Here is a 21,230-nt window from a genome sequence, read left to right as displayed (position 1 = left end):
ACAATTTATAGAAGCTACAATCATTAAAGCAGATAAATACTAAACAAGCCATTAATTTTCTTCATTTCAAACAGTGTCCAGTTAAAAATGATCCATTAAAGAAAACCAGTGCATTGCAAAAAATACAAGCGGGTAACGCAAAAGTTTTCCACCTGGAAAAGACGAAATTTTTAAGTCTTGAAAATACGCAAAACGCTCACGCTTCCCCATCAACCATTCAGCGTACAATTTTCCCATAAAAGGAGCAAGCATAACTCCATGACCCGAATAACCACCACAATAAGTTATACTCGAGAAAAGTTGGCGAACATAGGGCATACGTTCAACCGTGATAGCGACCGTTGCTCCCCAACGATGTGTCAGATTTATAGACTGCAAATGAGGATAAATTTCAGTAATCTGCCGTCGTATACGTTCATCTAAATTTGCAGGATGCTGATTATCGTAACTTTCTACTCCGCCAAATAATAAACGATTATCAATGCTTTTGCGAAAATAGCGAACCATAAAACGAGAATCATCTACCGATTCGCCCCCCCGAAGAATCGGACTATCTTTTGATAACGGTTCAGTTGCTCCAATATAAGAACGGATAGAAAAAATATTTTTCTCAACAAAGCGCTGAAGTCCAAGCTTATACGCATTGGTCGCCAACAAAACATGCTCAGCCGTTATATTGCCCCGTTCTGTTATCACTATACGATGGCTACCATTACTATCTACAGCAGTTACTTGTGTCATCTCATAAAGTTTAGCGCCAGCATTTTTTGCTTTTTTTGCCAACCAAACAATCAGCTTTAAGGGATTTATATGTCCAGTGTCCGCATCATAAATACCACCATAATAAAAAGACGATCCAAGCCGCTTAGCTGTTTCATCCCTGTCCATAAAAGTAAGACCATAATAGCCATAACGCTGCATTGCCTCAATATGTCGTTGATAAAATACAACCTCACGTCTTTTATGGATCACGGAAAGCTGTCCTTCCATAAAGTCGCACTGACAATCAGGCATAGCACACCAAGATAAAATATCCCTTTTAGCTTCTTCAGCTAAATCAAACAGTGCCTTGCTTCGCTCAAAACCATACTTTTTCTCTAATGTTTCTACCCATTGTCGTTGCCCCGTTCCCAGTTGCCCACCATTGCGCCCCGAAGCACCATCACCGAAACGTGAAGCTTCAAGCAAAACAACACTCACTCCAGCATTAGCTAAATGATAGGCAGCTGAAAGCCCGGTAAAACCACCTCCAATAATAACCACATCACACTGTATCTTTTCACTACAAAATGGATAAGAAGGGCGTTCTTCTAAAGTATCTTCATACCAAGAAATTCCTGGAGAAATCGAATTATGCTCAACCATCGTGATAAACCTCAAACATTAAGCAAGAGATATTCGCGCTCCCACGGGCTAATCACTTCCATAAAAGTTTCAAACTCTTGTCGTTTGATTGCAGCATAAGTACTCACAAATACATCTCCTAGAATAGCACGTATCGCTGCATCTTGTTCAAATAAGCTGACCGCTTCAATAAGTCCACGCGGTAATTCAATATTATCAGCATTCACATTACTTGTGGTTGGCTCATCAGGTTCAAGCTTTTGCTGCAACCCAATGAGACCGCAAGCCAAAGAAGCCGCAAGAGCTAAATAAGGATTAGCATCTGACGAAGGAATCCTATTCTCAACACGTCGTCCCTGTGGAGAAGAACGTGGCACACGAAAAGCTGCAGTACGATTATCATATCCCCATCGCAAATTAACAGGTGCTGAAATATTAGGCATGAGACGTCTATAAGAATTCACATAAGGCGCAAGCATTACAAGCACCCCCGCCATATGTCTTTGTAATCCACCAATAAAATGGCGAAAACAGATGCTTTCTCCACCATCCTTTTTTGTAAAAATGTTCATGCCTGTTTTTTTATCAACAACTGATTGGTGAATATGCATAGCAGAACCCGGCTGCCCTTGAATAGGCTTTGCCATAAAAGTTGCATACATATCGTGCTTAAGCGCTGCTTCACGAATGGTTCGTTTAAACATAAAAACTTGATCAGCTAATTCAATCGGATCACCATGACGTAAATTGATTTCAAACTGACCTGCCCCTTCCTCATGAATGAGTGTATCAATTTCTAGCCCCTGCGCTTCTGAAAAATGGTAAATATCATCAATCAGATCATCAAATTCATTCACACCAGCAATCGAATAGCCCTGCCCCCCACCAATTGAGCGTCCAGAACGACCAACCGGCGGATCTAAAGGATAATCAGGATCGGGATTTTTCTGTACTAAATAAAACTCGATTTCTGGTGAAACAACTGCTTCTAAACCCATTTGCGTATAACAATCAATCACTTTTCGCAAAACATTTCGTGGTGTATAATCTACAACTTTCCCATCTTGATATACAAGATCACAAATCACCTGTGCAGTAGGGGCATCTTCCCATGGCACAATGCTTAACGTAGAAAGATCAGGCTCCAGCCGTAGATCACCATCTGTTTTTGGGTATTCAAAACCATGACCATCTTCAGGATAATCTCCTGAAATTGTTGTCATAAAAACAGCTGATGGTAATGCCAACGATGTTTCCGATATAAATTTTTTAGAAAGCATCATCTTGCCACGTGCCACACCCGCTTGATCGGGCGTAATACATTCAATATCTTCTACATTACGGAAAGCAAGCCACTGCGAAACTTGCTCCCAATTAGTTACACCACGTAAATTTTTGAGAAAACCAGAAACAGACTTAGAATCCTTGCTTTTTATTCGTTTACCACTTTTCATAGCCGTAACACACCAACTTTAAAAACAATCAAGAGCCGCCATCATGGTATTATCCCACACATAAATATCACGAAAAAACTTTATCAACTTGACTTTAAAGAATGCCACAACTTCTATCAAGGTAAAATAGACCTTGAGATCATTATAAGCTGCTTATCATATCAAATCACAGTGAAAAATTGGTACGGTTGGTGGGGTTCGAACCTACGACCTCTGGTGCCACAAACCAGCGCTCTAACCAACTGAGCTACAACCGCATAAAGATAAATGTATCATAACTGTTCAATATTTCATAAACACTTATTCTTTGTTTGTGTGACATAAGGAAGATCAGAAGAGTTTGCAAGCCCCTTAAAAAAAATCTCGCACTTTTTATTAAGAAAAAACAGTTTTGTCACACAGGAAGCGCGCGTTTTGCCCAATACTCAACACGATGGTCACGATAAGTTTGTATAGTATCAACACCATCTTGCTGCATAACCTGCAAAATCCCTTCCAGAATAGTTACAGCAAGATCTGAACCTTCATAAACCATCCCACTATATAATTGAATCAAGTCCGCACCAGCTTTAACTTTTTCCAAAGCCGTTTGTGCATCCTTTACACCCCCAGTGCCAATGATTGCAATCTCCTTACCTAATTTTTGACGCATTTTTGCAAGCACAATAGTAGAAAGCGCGAAAAGTGGACTCCCAGAAAGCCCTCCCTCCTCAGCACTCAGTGAGCTATTTGTAAGGCCTTGGCGCGAAAGAGTGGTATTAGAAATAATTAAACCATCAAAATCAGAAAGTTTCATTTCTTCAGCCACATCATCTAATTCGTTCTCTGATAAATCGGGCGCAATTTTTAAAAAAATGGGAACGGAAAATCCATACTTTTTCTTTTGCTCATTCCGTACTTGCGAAACTTCATTAATTAAAAGATGCAAACTGTTACGAGCCTGTAAATCTCGTAACCCCGGCGTATTAGGCGAAGAAATATTAACTGTAAAATAATCAGCAATATCATAAAAACAAGCAATACCCGCAGTGTAATCATCAATCCGATTAACCGTATCCTTATTGGCACCAATATTGATTCCTACAATACCAAGTTTTTTACACGCGCGAAGTCTGCTGTAAACAACCCGGTGCCCATCATTATTAAAACCCATCCTATTAATAATCGCTTTATCTTCTCTTAAACGAAAAAGCCGTGGTTTAGGGTTTCCGACCTGAGGTTTTGGCGTAACTGTACCAATTTCAGTAAAACCAAATCCTAAACGAAAAACAGCATCGACAACCTCTGCATTCTTATCAAAACCCGCAGCAAGGCCTACAAAATTTTCAAACTCAAGACCTGCAACAGTCACACACAAACGTTTATCAACGACCTTTCGATAACTTTTCAATCCACTTTTCAGCCCAACAATCGCTAAATGGTGTGCGTGCTCTGGGTCCAACATAAATAAAGCAGAACGACCAATACAACGAAAAAAACTCATCAACCCTTCTCCAAACATAAAACTGATCCACTGCACCTTACGTAAATCTTTTAACACAAAAGATCACCCATAAAGATAGCACATCATCAAAATAAGAACGTCCCACTACTACAAGAAAGTTTACCATATAATAAGCCATTCACATTTATGTTTACATACACTGATCAGAAAAAGAGTTTTTTGGTCTTGCAAAAACTTTCTTTACTTTTTCGCAATTGCTCAGACATTAAAAATTGAAATTATCTGCAAACTAAAGAAACAAATGTCCCATAAAATAGCGTTCCTTTTCCAATATTTTGTCATAAAGACTTTGTGATGATCTTATAAATCAAGCACTGTTTTCCGCTTTTAGTTGAAAAGCAGACACCGTTTTTATTTAAAAAGCTTTCCACCACTCCAAACTTTACGAGATGCTCCTGCATCAGGTCAAACAGAACCCTTCGTTAAGCTTTTTAACATGTTATAATACTCTTGGAAAAGAACTTTAGTCTTTGCAATATAACACTACAAGAAAATAAAAACCGCCCTTTCCTTTTTCCTCAAAAGCGATAACTAAAGCTATCGTATATCTTTTATATAAAGGGGAAAATGCAATGCTTAAAGAATTCAAAGAATTTGCCCTAAAAGGAAATATGATTGATCTCGCTATCGGCGTGATTATAGGGGGAGCTTTTGGTGGTTTGGTCAATTCAATTGTTAATGATATTTTTATGCCAATCATTGGCCTCATTACAGGTGGGATTGACTTTTCCAACATGTTTATTCAGCTTGCTGGTGAAAAACAAGCTACACTGAGTGCTGCTAAAGCAGCTGGAGCGACTATCAGCTATGGAAATTTTATAACTTTACTTATTAATTTTCTTATTATTGCTTGGGTTCTTTTCCTATTTGTTAAAGGTATGAATAAAGTACGCCGAAAACAAGAAGAAGAAAAAAATCTCCCAAAAATGTCTCTAGAAGAACAGTTTCTAAAAGAAATCAGGGATCTGTTAGCTAAGAAAAAATGAATTGATGCGTAGCCTTATTCATGGAGCACAGGAAAAAACATTTCTACAGTTGTTCCATGATTGCGTTTTGAAAATAACAAAAATTGGCCACCACTTTCTTCCACCATTGTCTTACACATCGGTAACCCCAAACCAGTTCCAATAAAAGCGCTATCACCAGATCGACCATCTTTGCGCTCTACCTGGCCATAAGGTTGCAGTGCCTGTACAATCTCTTCATCGTTCATTCCTACACCGTTATCACTTACTGAAATCTTTACACGCTCTTTTTTTCCATAAGAAACATGAACAATAATTTGCCCACCCGATGGTGTAAAACGAATGGCATTGGAAAGAAGATTCCATATAATTTGCCGAAATACTTGTTGGGATACACGAATCAATGGCACATGAACTGGAGCGACAATACGCATGATAATGCCATTATGATTAGCCTGTGTTTCAAGAAAAGCCATACTAGCACGCAAACAAGATATCACATCAAATGCCTCAGCTATAAGAGACGTACTGATCTGGTTATTTGAACCAGAATAATTTGCTTTCGAGCATTCCAGTAATTGATTAACCAACGATAATATATGTTTTCCAGAAGAAATAATATCACGCAAATATCCACGATAACGCTCATTATCTATCACACCAAAACGGCCATCTCTCATAATTTCTGCAAAACCAATAAGAGCATTCAAAGGTGTCCGCATTTCATGAACAACCCCAACTGTTTTATTCTCTTCTTCTTTTTTAACAGGTAGAGCCGTTCCTGTCATATCATGCAGCATAACAGCATAATTGTCTTGTCGTACCAAAGGTACAATCGTCATAGAAACCGTTATATTTTTATTATTTTTCGTCACCAAATCAACTATTTCACCGCGATTAAAAATTTGACTCTTTCCCTTTACACGGATCAATTCAAAATATTTTTTAACCAAAAACTGACTTTGCAAAGTAAACAATGACGATAATGGCTGTGCCAATAATTCATTTATTTCATAACAAGTTAATGCCAAAGCAGCACTGCTGACCGATTGAATAAGACCCTGTCTATCCAACCAAAAAACACCATCAGTTGCCGTATCCAACAATGATAAAACCACTGCTGGTTCTTTTATGAGAGTTTGTTCTATAGCATTTTCCGGCAATGTCTGTACACCCGGCAACTGAACCGCCGTTTCTTCAACCAAATGACCAGATCCTAGAGATGAGTGTAATTCTCCGCGCAATCGTTCTGCAATCTCACGAAAAGCTGAGCGCTCTATCTCCGAAAGGTTCAATGTTTTTGTATCTGACTTTTCGTCTTTTTTCTCTTGTCCTTTTTCCTGCATCTTCAAAACACCAAAACCACAAAGCTCCTTAAACCACTGTTTAGCTTTCAAAACTGGCAAAGCAGAAAATTCAACATCAAGCCATTCTGAACAATCATCAACAGATCACTGAAAAACTCTTTGTCTCCAAGACAAAGCTGCTTCAATAAAACCGCTGAATACTTGATACCACTCATCATTAAATCTATTGGTAAGTTCATGAAAATCAGATCCTAAAAATAGAGGAAGATAAACGAAAAGATTCTTGGACACTCTTCAACTTATCCAATTTTAATAGCACACATAAAATCGAAAAACTTACGGCTTTCATCTTTAAGCGAATAATGCCAGCTTGTATACTAACACATGCTGTGAATAAAATGGTTTTGACTGGCATCTTATTATCAATTATCTGTAGCAGAATTTTGAACGTCTCATCAACAAAATAAAAATGATATGAAGCCTCCAACACCGTTGTGTGTTCATTAATTACTGCAACGAATATTGTTTCATCATCCAAACTGGCGATAAGAGAAATATTTTCCTCCAGAAAAAAAGGCCTTGCCTAAACCAATAAGATCAACAGAAACTACAAAATTCAGCGTAGCGCTCTAAACCATCAAGTACAATAGAATTGCACACTGAACACCCTTCAATATCTTGTGATACTCCACTTGGCCAAAAAAACTGTTCTTTAACCACAACTGCCACAGAAGAAAAGCCTAAAAATACGCCACAGCCCCATCTGACCAAAGAATATTTCTACAATCAGAGGAAAAGATAAAAGCCACCTCTCATCACATGAAGGCTTATTTAATTTCTTTTCATTCTAGATAATCTAAAAATGTCTAAGACATCTCCAACTCTTCTTTGATTACCCTATTCTACGCACCATCAACCTTAATAAAAAATATCGCTTCTATTTTGTAACTCCCCATTCAATATTTCTAATATTTCACAGTAAAAACACAAGTACGGGACAACATGTGTGCTCATAAAATAGAGCAAGCATTACCCACTAAAATAATAACTGTCAGATACTTTAAAAGTCACGTATTTTTAAAATTGTCTTGATCATTATTGTACTCATTGAGCAAAATCTCACGTTTCCCAACATGATTAGCTGCTCCAACAATACCTTTTTCTTCCATTCGCTCAACGAGAGAAGCTGCTTTATTATAACCAATTGCAAGTCGACGCTGAATATAAGATGTCGAACATTTTTTATCACGCATGACAATCTTTACAGCTTGCATATAAAGTTCCTCACCATCTTCACCAAGATTTTTTGCCGTAGAAATTCTAGCAACTGAATCAACAGACTCATCTTCTTTGTTATCGTCTTCACTATCCGTCACTGTTGCTAAATAATCAGGTTTTCCTTGTACTTTAAGATGTGCAACCACGGATTCAACTTCTTCGTCAGACACAAAAGGCCCATGAATGCGTACAATGCGTCCACCACCCGCCATATGAAGCATATCTCCCTGACCCAAAAGTGTTTCAGCGCCTTGTTCTCCCAAAATTGTACGACTGTCTATTTTTGATGTTACCTGAAAAGAAATACGGGTAGGAAAATTCGCTTTAATCGTACCAGTGATAACATCAACAGAAGGACGCTGCGTGGCCATAATAAGATGAATACCTGCCGCACGCGCCATTTGCGATAAACGCTGAATGGCGTTCTCAATTTCTTTACCAGCTACCATCATGAGATCGGCCATTTCATCGACAATCACAACAATATAAGGAAGCTGTGTTAAATCCATTGCTTCTTCATGATAAAGCATTTCCCCACTTTCTTTATCAAAACCCGATTGTACAGTACACATAATCGTTTCGCCTTTTTGTGCTGCGAGCGCAACTCGTGCATTAAAACCATCAATATTACGTACACCTAACTTAGCCATTTTGCGATAACGCTCTTCCATTTCTCGAACGGCCCATTTTAAAGCTGTTACCGCTTTCTTTGGATCAGTCACAACAGGCGTTAAAAGATGTGGAATGCCATCATAAACAGAGAGTTCTAACATTTTAGGATCAACCATGATCAAACGGCACTGCTTTGGTGTCATTCGATAAAGAATAGACAAAATCATTGTATTAATCGCAACAGATTTTCCCGACCCTGTTGTTCCTGCAACCAATAAATGAGGCATTTTCGCTAATTCTGCAATTATAGGCTTACCATTAATCCCCTTCCCCAAAGCAAGAGCTAATTTAAATTGACTTTCACGAAAAGAATTTGATTGGATTAATTCCCGTAAATAAACAGTTTCACGAACCGCATTTGGCAACTCAATTCCAATAACATTACGTCCAGGAATCACAGCAACGCGTGTAGAAATAGCAGACATAGAACGAGCAATATCATCAGAAAGATTAATGACCCGGGATGACTTTACCCCAGCTGCAGGCTCAAATTCATACATTGTCACCACTGGCCCTGGATGAACATGGATAATTTCACCCTTAATTCCAAAGTCTTCCAAAATATTTTCCAAAAGCCCAGCACCACGCTCTAATGTTTCCTGTGGAATCATCGTACCTTCATGAAAAACAGGTTCCTGCAATAAATTGATCGGAGGAAATTCATAAGTGCCGTAATCAAGAGATTGAGTATTTAATGTAAGAGCAGAATCATAATTGCCTAACGATGCGCTAACGGATCGCAATGCTTTGCCTTTCTGTTCTATTACAGAAAAACCTTCTGAATTCTTTGCAATACCTTTTGTTGCACAACCAACAGCATTGTTGTTATTTTGGGTTTCTATAGTAGCCTCTACACTGCTTAACGTATCCGCAAAATCTTCAACAGCAAACTCAGAATGACACATTGGAGTTTCTTTAACAGTATCATTCTTTGCGTGCACTAAATCAGAAGTTTGTTCAATTTTCTGAATCTCTTCTGCTGGAGATTCTGATGTAATAGAATCGTAAAATTGTGGAAAGCGGTACTCAAGAACACGGTAAAGAGCAGTAATTGACTCATCAAAGGCAGAACTAACATCAGATGTAATCTCATTACTCTTGCAATCAATTGATGTTACATCTCCTCCTGAAATTTTAATATCAACCTGTTCTAACATAAAGGATTCACACTCAAAAAATGCGTCATCAGAAAGATGAAAAACAGGCTTTGTTTTTTTCACCACATTTTCTGCTTGTAATTTATGCTCCCCTATATCCTCCTCAAGCGGTGCATTAATAGCTTTCTGTGACACCTGCTTCAAAACCGTTGAATAACAAATTGACGCTTTATTCTCTATTGATTGAGGATTAACGACTCTTTTTGTCGATGAGAGATTTGTTGTTTTCTTGTTATGCTGTATAATGTTTTTAAGATTTTTTTGCTCTTGCTTCGTATAAACTTTAAACTGTTTTGCAAAAACTGGATCCGTTTCTATGCGACGACGCAAAATCTCAACTTCTGGCGTTCGCGTAAAACGTACATTTTGTCCGAGGGTGAATGCCTTTTTCCATACTTCCGGATAAGGAAATATCTCAATAATCTTAGTAGATGAATTCCCTTCTAATGCACTTTGTGCACTCTCATCAGAAAAAGAAGATGTAGAAATGGATTTTGTTTTCGAATTATGCATGGCACCCAACAAACTTATAGCAATGAGAACAATTACCTCTTCAAAAAGAATGCATGGATATTATAATACGAAAGTTAATAACCTTTTGCTAACTATCGCTTTTAAACGAAAAAAATAATGCCATAATTCCTCTCAATAAGATTTTCTCTACGAATATTGAGTAAACTACAAAATTCACGGTGTCATACAGCTGTATTCCGTGCATTTTGAAGAAAATTTTATGATAAAAATTTATAGGAAAATTGCTAATTACTCTCTTTTTCATTTTTATTTTATAAAAATGATTATTACAAATAGTACAAACTGTTAGTAATAAGAAATACTCTTTCAATTCTCCGTGCTTTGTTGTCATAAAACGAAGCAATCCCCTTACCTTGGATAAGATTATCCTTGTTATTCTTGTTTAAAAAGACTCAAATATGACAAAATCTAATAACACAAAAAATAGGGAGTGAATCATGTTTAATAAGCGGACATTTTATATCAATGGTCTATGGGAAAATCCAAGCATTCCTCATGATCTGCATGTCATTGATCCATCAACAGAAGAGGCTTGTGCTGTCATTAGCCTTGGCAGCATAAAAGACGCAGATAAAGCAATTAACGCTGCTAAAAAAGCTTTTCAAACTTGGAAAACAACCCTGCCTAGTGAACGTCTTAGCTTCGTTGAAAAAATTTTAGAAATCTATGAAAAACGCTCAGAAGATATGGCAAAAACCATTTCAATGGAAATGGGAGCACCTATTGATATGGCGCTCAATGCACAGACAGCAAGCGGCAGTTCCCATATCCGCAACTTTATTAAAGCTTACAAAGAGTTCTCATTCCAAGAAGTTTTAATAAAGGGAAACGAGCAAGCGATTCTTCATTACGACCCTATCGGCGTTGTAGGGTTGATTACTCCATGGAATTGGCCCATGAACCAAGTGACTCTTAAAGTTATCCCTGCTCTCTTAGCTGGCTGTACTATGGTCTTAAAACCTTCTGAAATTGCTCCTCTTTCTGCTATGCTCTTTGCTGAAATTTTAGATGAAGCTGCCATACCAGCCGGCGTTTTTAATTTAATTAACGGTGATGGTGCCACCGTTGGCTCTTACCTCTCTTCTCATCCAGATCTGGAAATGATCAGCTTTACCGGATCAACAAGAGCAGGAAAAGATATTTCTAAAAATGCCAGTAGCACTTTAAAACGAGTCTCTCTGGAACTTGGAGGGAAAGGAGCTAACATCATCTTTGCTGATGCCGATACAGATGCTATTCAACGTGGTGTAAATAAGTGCTTTTATAATAGTGGCCAAAGTTGTAATGCGCCAACACGTATGTTTGTGGAAAAATCTATATACGACAAAGCCATCGAAATAGCTAAAGATGTTGCAGTAAAAACAAGAGTAGGCCCAAACCATCAAACAGGAAATCATATTGGTCCTGTAGTTTCAAAACAACAATACGAAAAAATTCAAGAACTTATTCAATCTGGAATTGATGAAGGTGCAACACTTGTCGCAGGTGGGACTGGTTTGCCGATGGGGATGGAACGCGGTTATTATGTACGCCCAACAGTCTTTGCCGATGTGAAACCTAACATGCGTATTTTCCGAGAAGAAATCTTTGGTCCAGTCCTCTCGATTATTCCTTTTAATACAGAAGATGAAGCCGTAGCATTAGCCAATAACACCGAGTATGGTCTCACAAACTATATACAATCGCAAGATCGCAACAAATGTCGTCGTATTGCTGCGCAAATACGATCTGGTATGGTAGAAGTTAACGGACACAGTTTACCTGATGGTAGTTACTTTGGAGGCGTAAAATTTTCTGGACGTGCTCGTGAAGGAGGTCACTGGGGAATTAAAGAATTTCTTGATAGCAAAGCAATTTCATACTGGTAACAAATCTTAAAGCTTCATAGGAATTGTATGATAACACAGCGAATAACGGATGAGAGTGCTCTTGGGCAACGGGTTGATCAGTGGCTTGCTAAACAATATCACAACGCCCTGTCACGTTCACGTCTGCAAACTCTCATCCGTGAAGGCTATCTTAAAATTGATGATCAGTTAATAAAAGAGCCGAAAACAAAATTAAAACCCAACCAAATGATCGAATTGACAATGCCTATCCTTCGTGATGCAGAACCTAGCGGTGAAGCCATTGCATTGGACATTCTCTTTGAAGATGATCACGTCATTGTTATCAATAAACCAGCTGGTATCGTTGTTCATCCCGGCAATGGTAATTGGAGCGGAACATTAGTTAACGCTCTTATTTATCACTGTGGAAATAGTTTGTCTGGTATCGGCGGTGTTAAGCGTCCCGGCATTGTCCATCGTCTCGATAAAAATACAAGTGGAGTCATGGTTGTCGCCAAAAATGACCTTGCTCATAAAAGCCTCAGTGCCCAATTTTCTGACCATGGACGTACCAGCGCATTAGATCGACGGTATCACGCCTTGATTTGGGGAACTCCCAGTCGCAATGTTTGGACAATTAATGCATCTCTTGGCCGTTCCCCCCATAACCGAACAAAGCAAGCTGTCATCCATAATCAAAATCCTTATGCTCGCCATGCTGTTACGCATTTTTCTTTACTTGAAAAATATGGAACCTGTGCAGATACAACATCTTGTGCCAGTCTTCTGGAATGCCGTTTGGAAACCGGACGTACCCACCAAATTCGTGTACATATGGCTTATATCGGACACCCGCTCATAGGTGATACTGTCTATGGAAATTCTTTTAAAACAAAATCAAATACACTTGATCCCGTAATTAAAAATGCTGTTGATCAATTCAACCGACAAGCACTCCATGCAGTTAGTCTTACTTTTGAACATCCTTCTACAGGAAAAATTATGTCTTTTTCTTCACCACTTCCCCAAGATATGGCTGAACTTATCAAGAATTTTAAAAAATGAATTGAAACTTTTAGCCTTTTCAGGATTTCACAATAAAATATCTCTTTTTGAACAAAATTGAAAATTATGCTAGGATAAATTTAGAGAGATATTTATAATGTCTCAAAGTAGAATTTGCCTTATTAGGGAATTCATGCAAAAGGAGGGTGCTATATGGCCCATATGAATCTGCTATCAGTGACAACAGGTGACGGAGGATTAAATCGTTACCTAGAGGAAATACGTCGTTTTCCAATGCTTGAGCCCAAAGAAGAATATATGCTCGCTCAGCGTTATCGTAAACATAACGATCTAAAAGCCGCGCATAGATTGGTAACCAGTCACTTGCGCCTCGTAGCCAAAATCGCAATGGGATATCGGGGCTACGGACTGCCCATTGGAGAAGTCATCTCAGAAGGCAACGTTGGACTTATGCAGGCTGTTAAGCGTTTCGAGCCAGAACGTGGTTTCCGTCTTGCAACCTATGCAATATGGTGGATTAAAGCATCAATCCAAGAATATGTATTGCGGTCTTGGAGTTTGGTAAAAATGGGAACAACCGCCAATCAAAAGCGTTTGTTTTTTAATCTTCGTAAGTTAAAGAGTAGACTTCAAGCACTTGACAGTGGTGATCTCAATGCAGAACAAGTAAAAGAAATTGCAACCCAGTTAAATGTCACAGAAGATGAAGTCATCTCAATGAATCGCCGACTTGGGGGTGATACTTCGCTCAATGCACCTCTTCGTACAAAAGAAGGGGAAAACAGTGAATGGCAAGAGTGGTTGGTGGATGATTCCAACAATCAGGAACAGACTTTGATTGAGCAAAATGAATTAGAAAATCGTCGTTCCATGCTAATAAGTGCTATGGACAACCTAAATGAACGTGAAAAACGTATATTCAAAGCTCGTCGTTTAAGCGATAAACCATTGACACTAGAAGAACTCTCAAGTGAATTTAACATCAGTCGGGAACGTGTAAGACAAATTGAAATGCGTGCATTTGAAAAAGTACAAAATTTTATAAAAGCTTTTGTTTTATCCCAAGGTCAAGTGTAAGGCTGATTATTTGTGCATTCTTAGGAGGGGATGAGAGTAAGTGCAATTGGTTTTATATTATTGAATTGATCCACAAAACTCTTTTGACGGTGAAAGTTCTTTTTATAGCCTTTTTACTTACCTGTATCGGTGTTTTATTTTTTCTGATCGAGAACTGTTAGCTTATCTGATTGCGCAAGCCATTGTCCAATAACTTCATTAAAAATAGACTTACCTGTTGAACCTTTTGCAAAGGTTAATTCATTTATACGCCCGTTTTTATCGGTTAACACCAAACGTACCCAACCTAATTCCCGCATTAATTGTAAATTTCTGTCAAGAAATGGATGATTTCTGCTCAACGCAACCAGAAAAAAACCATCATCAATCTTCGCTGTAACAGTCCGTGTTAAAGTCTGCCCAATAGACTGTTCACTTGCTTTAAAAGTTAATGCCTGAATATTGCTTATAGCCTTACCTGAAAATTTATCAGAAAGAATAAAAATAAGATCCATAATATACGCAGCAGGAAAAGACGAATCGGTATTACGACGTAAAATTAACCGTAACGATAATCCTTCATCTGGAATTGTTATATCACCTTGTATAGCTGATTCTTCTGGAGCACCCTTTATACGAGACTCTTTTATCAGCGTCCAACGAACACTCCCCGTTGCCACTTTTTCTGTATCATAATTTGTACGCGCTTGATAAAAAACAGCTTCACCCAATTGCTCAAGCGGCTGCAAATTGTTAGCAACAACTGTTGAAGTTCCTTCTTCATTGGGAGAATCTGCTGTTTGATCTAAACCGACATCAACTTCACTTCCATTCTCTAATAAACGTTGTGTTAACTTTCGATTAACCGAAAGTGCCTTTGGTAACACATGAGAAGCTTGAAGATTTTCCCCTGGCAACTGATGATCGTTTGAAATAAACACACGTCCACCAACGAAACAAATACCAACAATTAAGACGGTAAAACTGACAACAACAGCAACACTTATCACAATACGCTTGTGCATCGACGTCCGATTAGCACGACGCAAAGCCTGAGAAAAAATATGCGAAACAATGTGCGGGTTATCTCCTTGCGAAGAAGAATCTGAAGTAGTAGCTTTTAACATACTGTCATCAACATGCTGAGAGACCAAATATGCTTCCATCTTGACAATCTCTGCGTCTGGCACAACTGTTACACAAGCCTTATCAAACGCCTTATTATCCTTTAAACTTGTAATAGAATTCTGTCTTCTTTTTGTTTCTACCACTGAAAACTCGTTACCTTGTGGTAATACAGAGCTTTGTGCACACTTGTCATCTTCAGCTATACTTATAGATTTCCATCCAATAACTGAAGAAAGCAACTTCTTTTCAACCGCTAAATATTCTTCTTCAACAGTTGTAATAGCACTTTGCAAAGTCTTTCTTTGCTCATCTGCCATTGCTTGCGGTATTGTCGCCGCTACAAACTGGTGCTCTAGTGTTTCGATAGCCCGTTTATAAATCCGCTTACGCACTTGTGGTGTAACATTACTTTGTGCATTGATTGCTTTTTTTAAGATTCCAACGAAATCTATCATATCCTCTATAATCTTTCTCAAACTAAAAAAAGAAATCCCAGCCGTAAAATCAAAAACGCCTTTATTTTAACCTTTTAAATTGATTGTCATTTATACTGATACAGCTATCGTAATCATTTAAATTGAATATGGAAAATAAACAATGCTATTTTGCACCTTTCTCTTACTCGACCTTACGTTTCTCTTTGTAGAAAAACACAAAAATAAAAAAATCTAAAAATAATGATTAATTTGCAAAAGGATCAGTAATAAGGATAGTATCTTCACGCTCAGGACTAGTGGATAACAAAGCCACCCGTGTGTTTATCAGTTTTTCAATATAGCATATATATTTGACAGCCTGTATCGGCAAATCGTCCCAGTTCAATGCATGTGCTGTTTCTTCCTTCCAACCTTCCAATGTCTCATAAATAGGTTTTACACGAGCCTGGACTCCCATCGAGGATGGTAAATAATTGATTCTTTTACCATCAAGCTCATAGCCAATGCAGATTTTAATTTCATCCAAACCATCCAAAACATCAAGCTTTGTCAGCGCTATGCCCTGAACACCACAAATCGTTACCATCTGACGTACTAAGACAGCATCAAACCAACCACATCGACGTTTTCGGCCAGTTACAACACCAAATTCTTTGCCACGCATTCCAATCAACGTTCCAATATCATTTATCTGCTCTGTCGGAAATGGCCCTTCTCCAACACGTGTTGTATAAGCTTTTGCAATACCCAAAACATAATGAATCGAACCAGGTCCCATGCCTGAGCCAGTACATGCCTGTCCAGCAACTGTGTTGGATGACGTCACATAAGGATAAGTTCCAAAATCATTATCTAATAAAGCACCTTGTGCACCTTCAAAAAGAACGTGCTTTCCTATCCGATTACTTTCATCTAAAAGACGCCACGTACAATCCATAAAAGGTAGAATTTCATCCGCTACTTGCACCAACTCATTGTAAAGCGTGCGAGAATCAATCTCTGCAACGCCCATCCCACGACGCAAAGCATTATGATGCCCCAAAAGTCGTTCGATTTTAGCCATAAGCGTATCAGGTTCCGCCAAATCCATCACTCTGATAGCACGACGCCCCACCTTATCTTCATAAGCCGGACCAATACCGCGCTTTGTCGTACCAATTTTTAAGCCCGATAAACCGCTTTCCCGAGTTGCATCAAGATCGCGATGCAAAGAAAGAATCAATGGAGCATTTTCAGCAATACGTAAAATTTCTGGTGTAATTTTCACACCTTGATTACGTAGTGTTTTTAATTCTGCTACAAAGTGATGGGGATCAACCACAACACCATTACCGATAATTGATAACTTCCCACGAACCAAACCAGACGGTAAAAGCGATAATTTATAACTAATCCCATCAACAACTAATGTATGACCTGCATTATGACCACCCTGATATCTCACCACGATATCTGCCCGCTCAGACAACCAATCTACAACTTTACCTTTTCCTTCATCGCCCCATTGTGTGCCAACAACTACTACATTGGTCATAACTTTCTCCGTCGTGTTTGCTCAAATAAAACCGCATTCAAAAACAAATACCTCTTTATAACGAAACCTTAGAGCAAGCGCGACTCTTCATTTCAGCTTTTCCCAATCTTCAAATTCATGATAATAAGGGCGAACAAATTACCAAGATATAAAATATATCTTCATTCTAAATCAGTCATTTTGCCGCAAAAAGTAAAAAAATTTAGAGCTTTTAGTTATTGCATTAGCAAACATCTGACAAATCGCGCATATCCCTTTGCGATTTGTGTAACAGTTGAAACTTTCTTGCTTGATGCAAGAATACGAAAGAACATCATAATCTCCCGTATTCTTTGTCTAAAAAACGCGTTATAAAAATCACCAAAACTTACTTAAAGCCGAGCTTTTTCGGCCTGAAATGCCCATTCAAGCCATTGCGTTAAAATTTCAAGATCGGAAGCTTCAATGGTTATACCTGTCCAAATCCGAAGCCCTGGAGGAGCATCTCTATACGAACCAATATCATAAGCAACTCCTTCTTCATCAAGACGATTTACTACCGCTTTTATAAAAGAGGCTCGCTTTTCAACATCCAAAGCAGTAATAACTGGATCCACAATATCTAAACAAACAGATGTATTAGAACGTACTTGAGGATCTTTTGCCAAATATTCTAACCAAGGTGTTTTGCGAACAAAAACATCAAGTACAGAAAAGTTTTTCTCAACTCGCGCCATTAATGCCTGCAAACCACCCTGCGACTTTGCCCACTTTAACCCATCGAGAAAATCTTCAACACACAGCAGAGAAGGTGTATTGATTGTTACCCCCTTAAAGATATTTTCCTTCAATTTTCTATCTTTTGTCATACAGAAAATTTGGGGTATGGGCCAAGAAGGAACATAATTCTCAAGCCGCTCAACAGCACGAGGACTTAAAATTAACATACCATGTGCTGCTTCCCCTCCTAAAACTTTTTGCCATGAAAAAGTAACAGCATCTAATTTTAGAAAATCAAGATTTTGTGCAAAGGCTGCTGATGTTGCATCACAAATTGTCAATCCTGCTCGCTTATCTGGAATAAAATCTGCATTAGGAATACGCACGCCAGAAGTTGTTCCATTCCATGTAAAAACAACATCACGATCAAAGTCCATTTGTGTTAAGTCTGGCAGTTCACCATAAGGAGCTTCGAAACGACGCACATCAGAAAGCTTTAATTGCTCAACAACATCTGCAATCCACCCTGATCCAAAACTTTCCCACGCCGCCATATCGACGCCACGCTCACCTAATAAAGACCATAGAGACATCTCAACAGCACCAGTATCTGAAGCAGGAACAATCCCTATACGGTAATCAGAAGGTACTTCAAGAATCTCACGGGTTAAATCAACGACTTCAGCAAGTCTTAATTCTGCTACTCTAGATCGATGCGAACGCCCAACTAATGCATTTTTAAGAACTTCAGGAGTCCAGCCAGGTCGCTTGCTACAAGGCCCTGAAGAAAAATTAGGATTTTTGGGACGATAACTTGGTTTTTCTAACATTATTTTCTCCCCTTTTAGATGGCTTGCCTTTCTTTAAAGAAAAACAATTATTATTAAAGACTGTGCCAATAGTCCCCTTAAGATAAAATCAAAAATGTTTTTTATTTATTTCATAAGCTTAAAATACGCGGAAACCTTATAAAAAATCCCTCTTAACTAGCTTATAGATTGATCTTTAAAAAGTTTCCCTCGCCTTACCACCATGATAAAATAGCATTCTGATAACGATACGTTATCATTAACGTATCGTAATACACCTATCAAGTTTATTTTATGAAAAGGGTAGTTACAGTTGCCTAGAATAGGAAGATAAACTTATAAAAAATCAATTATTTTTCTCTTGATGACTGGACAGAGAAAATTTTAATGTTATAACCGCACACGTTTCACGTATTTTGTGAAGCGTGCCCAGATAGCTCAGTTGGTAGAGCAGCGGACTGAAAATCCGCGTGTCCGTGGTTCGAATCCGCGTCTGGGCACCATGCTCTTTTTTATGACGTACAGCTTGTTGATTTTATTTGTTTTTTCAACGTGAGGGATACGTAAATAAAGGTGAGGGAATAGGATTTTCAAATGTGCATAGCTTGGCACATAATTTTGCGTTTTGCACAAATTTATTTTCTAAAAAGATCTTCAAAAAGACTTTAAAAAGTCCCTCAAAGGTTATTTTTTCTGTTAAAAATCGCAATTTGTGATGATCAGTTCTTTGGCAATAGCATTATTTGGACTGCCACATGAATAAAGTGTAGTGACCTCTTTTATATGAAACTGACTAAAGGTTTTCCAAATCTCTGGTACGTCATTTAGAGAAAGAAGAAACTTGCCCTTTAATTGCGCAAGAATCGCGGTCATCGCCTGATAATCTTCCCGCCTAAACAAATCCTTTCCATAGTAATCCTCAACATCCCAATAAGGAGGATAAAGGTAAAACAAAACGTTTGATTTATCATAGCACAGCATAAAGTCTGACCAGTTTAAGTGTTCAAGGGTAACCCCTGCTAAGCGGCAGTAAAGAGACTCTAACAACGCTTCAACCTTCAAAGTATTAAACCGTGCACTACGATCAAGTGAAACTCCAAACCCGTAATATTTACCACCTTACCGCTATCATCAAACCCTGCTTCAAAATTATTGGATTCATTCCTCGCATGATCGATAATGGTTGCTGTTAAAAGACGTTGGTAAAAAACCTAAAACATGAAGCGTGTCACCTACTTTTATCACAATGAAGAGCCGTGCATGCTAAGACTCTACTTTTAAAATGCAAAACAGAAAGCTACTGTCTCCCAACACGCACAAAAAGCAATATACGCTGAGAGATCACATTAATACAGCAACCTCTCTAATTAAATTACCGCAGATTGTTCTTGAGGAAAGCAATAGTAAACATGCTTCATCTATTACCAACTATACTTACAAGTCAAACGGATACCTGTACAAATGGAATGGCAGCCCTTTTCTGAGTACAATCAGCATTTATTATGAATCTGAATATGTTTTCTTATAAAAAATATTTACCCCCTAGAATATTTGTTATATTAACTTATTCATCTAATAAAATTACTAATGGAAGCAAAATATGAGCAATATCCTTATCGAAAATATAAAAAAACGCCGTACACAATACAGTTTAGGAAAAAACCTTCCAGTTTCTAAGCTTGAAGTCGAAACCCTGATTAAGGAGGCTATCCGCTATGCACCGTCTTCTTTTAATTCTCAAAGTTCCCGTGTTGTGATCCTGTTTGGAAATGAAAGTGAAAAACTCTGGGATATAACAAAAAATGCTTTACGCAAAGTCGTTCCAGCTGAGTCTTTTTCGCAAAGTGAAGCTAAAATTAATGGCTTTTCTGCTGGCGCTGGTACTGTACTATTTTATGAAGATCAGGATGTTATCAAAAATCTGCAAGATAAATTTTCTCTCTACGCCAACAATTTCCCAATTTGGTCGGAACAATCAGGTGGCATGGCACAATTTGCAGTCTGGACAGCGTTAGCCAATGCTAATGTCGGTGCTAGTCTACAGCACTATAATCCACTAATCGATGTTGATGTCGCTAACACATGGAATATCCCTGCCAATTGGAAACTATGCGCGCAGATGCCATTTGGCTCTAATGAACAACCTTTCTCCGAAAAAACCTTCATCGACAATGACATTCGTTTTAAAGTGTTTGGATGAAACTTTTGAATAAAAATGATCAGCCTAGATGAAGAATTCATCATGTCTTTAGTAATTGAGAGAATTCTTGTCCTCAAGCAGATGCATTTTTATTACACAAGTAGCTTTTTGTATCATTGCCATTGAGCACTAACTGTTCTCCAAAATAAAAAATACTATTATGATGGTGGGAATCTTTAAGATATTCAGCGTTTAGAATATTCTAACCGCCATCGTAATTTTTTTGGCTATATCTTGCTAAAACTGATGGGTATACTCAAACAAGATGCCATTGGTCATTGTGGCTTGCCACCCGAT

At 38.2% G+C, this 21,230-nt stretch carries 13 protein-coding genes, 2 tRNA genes and 1 pseudogene; 6 read left to right on the top strand and 10 right to left on the bottom strand.

The window, feature by feature from the left end; translation table 11 throughout:
* Positions 1-81 precede the first annotated feature (81 nt).
* From V3564_RS01060 to V3564_RS01045, 4 genes are all read right to left on the bottom strand, one after another.
* Entirely contained in the window at positions 82-1,365 is a 1,284-nt protein-coding gene (locus V3564_RS01060; protein WP_455481006.1) for an NAD(P)/FAD-dependent oxidoreductase, read from the bottom strand.
* A gap of 11 nt (positions 1,366-1,376) precedes the next feature.
* Positions 1,377-2,798, bottom strand: coding sequence for a glutamine synthetase family protein (locus V3564_RS01055; RefSeq protein WP_455481005.1), 1,422 nt, complete (start codon positions 2,796-2,798; stop codon positions 1,377-1,379).
* Positions 2,799-2,978: 180 nt separating this feature from the next.
* Positions 2,979-3,055: transfer RNA gene (locus tag V3564_RS01050), tRNA-His, on the bottom strand.
* A 137-nt stretch (positions 3,056-3,192) separates the two neighbouring features.
* Positions 3,193-4,281, bottom strand: a complete 1,089-nt coding sequence (locus V3564_RS01045) for a quinone-dependent dihydroorotate dehydrogenase (RefSeq protein ID WP_455481426.1) — start codon at positions 4,279-4,281, stop codon at positions 3,193-3,195.
* A gap of 593 nt (positions 4,282-4,874) precedes the next feature.
* On the opposite strand from V3564_RS01045, the gene mscL reads away from it, so the two are divergent.
* On the top strand, positions 4,875-5,288 hold the full coding sequence (gene mscL, locus V3564_RS01040; protein ID WP_455481004.1) for a large conductance mechanosensitive channel protein MscL: 414 nt from the start codon (positions 4,875-4,877) through the stop codon (positions 5,286-5,288).
* 14 nt (positions 5,289-5,302) lie between these two features.
* On the opposite strand, the gene V3564_RS01035 is transcribed toward mscL, so the two are convergent.
* Complete coding sequence (locus tag V3564_RS01035) at positions 5,303-6,613, bottom strand: ATP-binding protein (protein ID WP_455481425.1); 1,311 nt, start codon at positions 6,611-6,613, stop codon at positions 5,303-5,305.
* Positions 6,614-7,641: 1,028 nt separating this feature from the next.
* Positions 7,642-10,194 (bottom strand): DNA translocase FtsK, encoded by a 2,553-nt coding sequence (locus tag V3564_RS01030; RefSeq protein ID WP_455481003.1) that lies wholly within the window; start codon positions 10,192-10,194, stop codon positions 7,642-7,644.
* Between the two features lie 458 nt (positions 10,195-10,652).
* Between V3564_RS01030 and V3564_RS01025 the strand changes: the two genes are divergently transcribed.
* From V3564_RS01025 to rpoH, 3 genes are all read left to right on the top strand, one after another.
* Positions 10,653-12,083 carry an aldehyde dehydrogenase family protein gene (locus V3564_RS01025; protein WP_455481002.1) on the top strand — a complete coding sequence of 477 codons (1,431 nt, stop codon included), beginning with the start codon at positions 10,653-10,655 and terminating at the stop codon, positions 12,081-12,083.
* Between the two features lie 27 nt (positions 12,084-12,110).
* Complete coding sequence (locus V3564_RS01020; protein ID WP_455481001.1) at positions 12,111-13,109, top strand: RluA family pseudouridine synthase; 999 nt, start codon at positions 12,111-12,113, stop codon at positions 13,107-13,109.
* 153 nt (positions 13,110-13,262) lie between these two features.
* Positions 13,263-14,147 carry an RNA polymerase sigma factor RpoH gene (gene rpoH / locus V3564_RS01015; protein ID WP_455481000.1) on the top strand — a complete coding sequence of 295 codons (885 nt, stop codon included), beginning with the start codon at positions 13,263-13,265 and terminating at the stop codon, positions 14,145-14,147.
* Positions 14,148-14,281: 134 nt separating this feature from the next.
* On the opposite strand, the gene V3564_RS01010 is transcribed toward rpoH, so the two are convergent.
* The 3 genes from V3564_RS01010 to V3564_RS01000 form a co-directional block, all read right to left on the bottom strand.
* On the bottom strand, positions 14,282-15,709 hold the full coding sequence (locus tag V3564_RS01010; protein WP_455480999.1) for a hypothetical protein: 1,428 nt from the start codon (positions 15,707-15,709) through the stop codon (positions 14,282-14,284).
* Between the two features lie 226 nt (positions 15,710-15,935).
* Positions 15,936-17,225 carry an adenylosuccinate synthase gene (locus tag V3564_RS01005; RefSeq protein WP_455480998.1) on the bottom strand — a complete coding sequence of 430 codons (1,290 nt, stop codon included), beginning with the start codon at positions 17,223-17,225 and terminating at the stop codon, positions 15,936-15,938.
* Between the two features lie 371 nt (positions 17,226-17,596).
* Positions 17,597-18,754, bottom strand: coding sequence for a phosphoserine transaminase (locus V3564_RS01000; protein ID WP_455480997.1), 1,158 nt, complete (start codon positions 18,752-18,754; stop codon positions 17,597-17,599).
* Between the two features lie 406 nt (positions 18,755-19,160).
* Here V3564_RS01000 and V3564_RS00995 point away from each other — a divergent pair.
* A tRNA-Phe gene (locus V3564_RS00995) sits at positions 19,161-19,236 on the top strand.
* Positions 19,237-19,429: 193 nt separating this feature from the next.
* Here V3564_RS00995 and V3564_RS00990 read toward each other — a convergent pair.
* Positions 19,430-19,834: pseudogene (locus tag V3564_RS00990) on the bottom strand (DNA adenine methylase); the annotation flags it as partial.
* 499 nt (positions 19,835-20,333) lie between these two features.
* Between V3564_RS00990 and V3564_RS00985 the strand changes: the two are divergent.
* Positions 20,334-20,933, top strand: a complete 600-nt coding sequence (locus V3564_RS00985) for a nitroreductase family protein (RefSeq protein ID WP_455480996.1) — start codon at positions 20,334-20,336, stop codon at positions 20,931-20,933.
* Positions 20,934-21,230 lie beyond the last annotated feature (297 nt).

The sequence above is a fragment of the Bartonella sp. B12(2025) genome, assembly GCF_053795135.1.
Note: the sequence above shows the minus strand (reverse complement) of the source record. Positions and strands in the feature narration are given on the sequence as shown.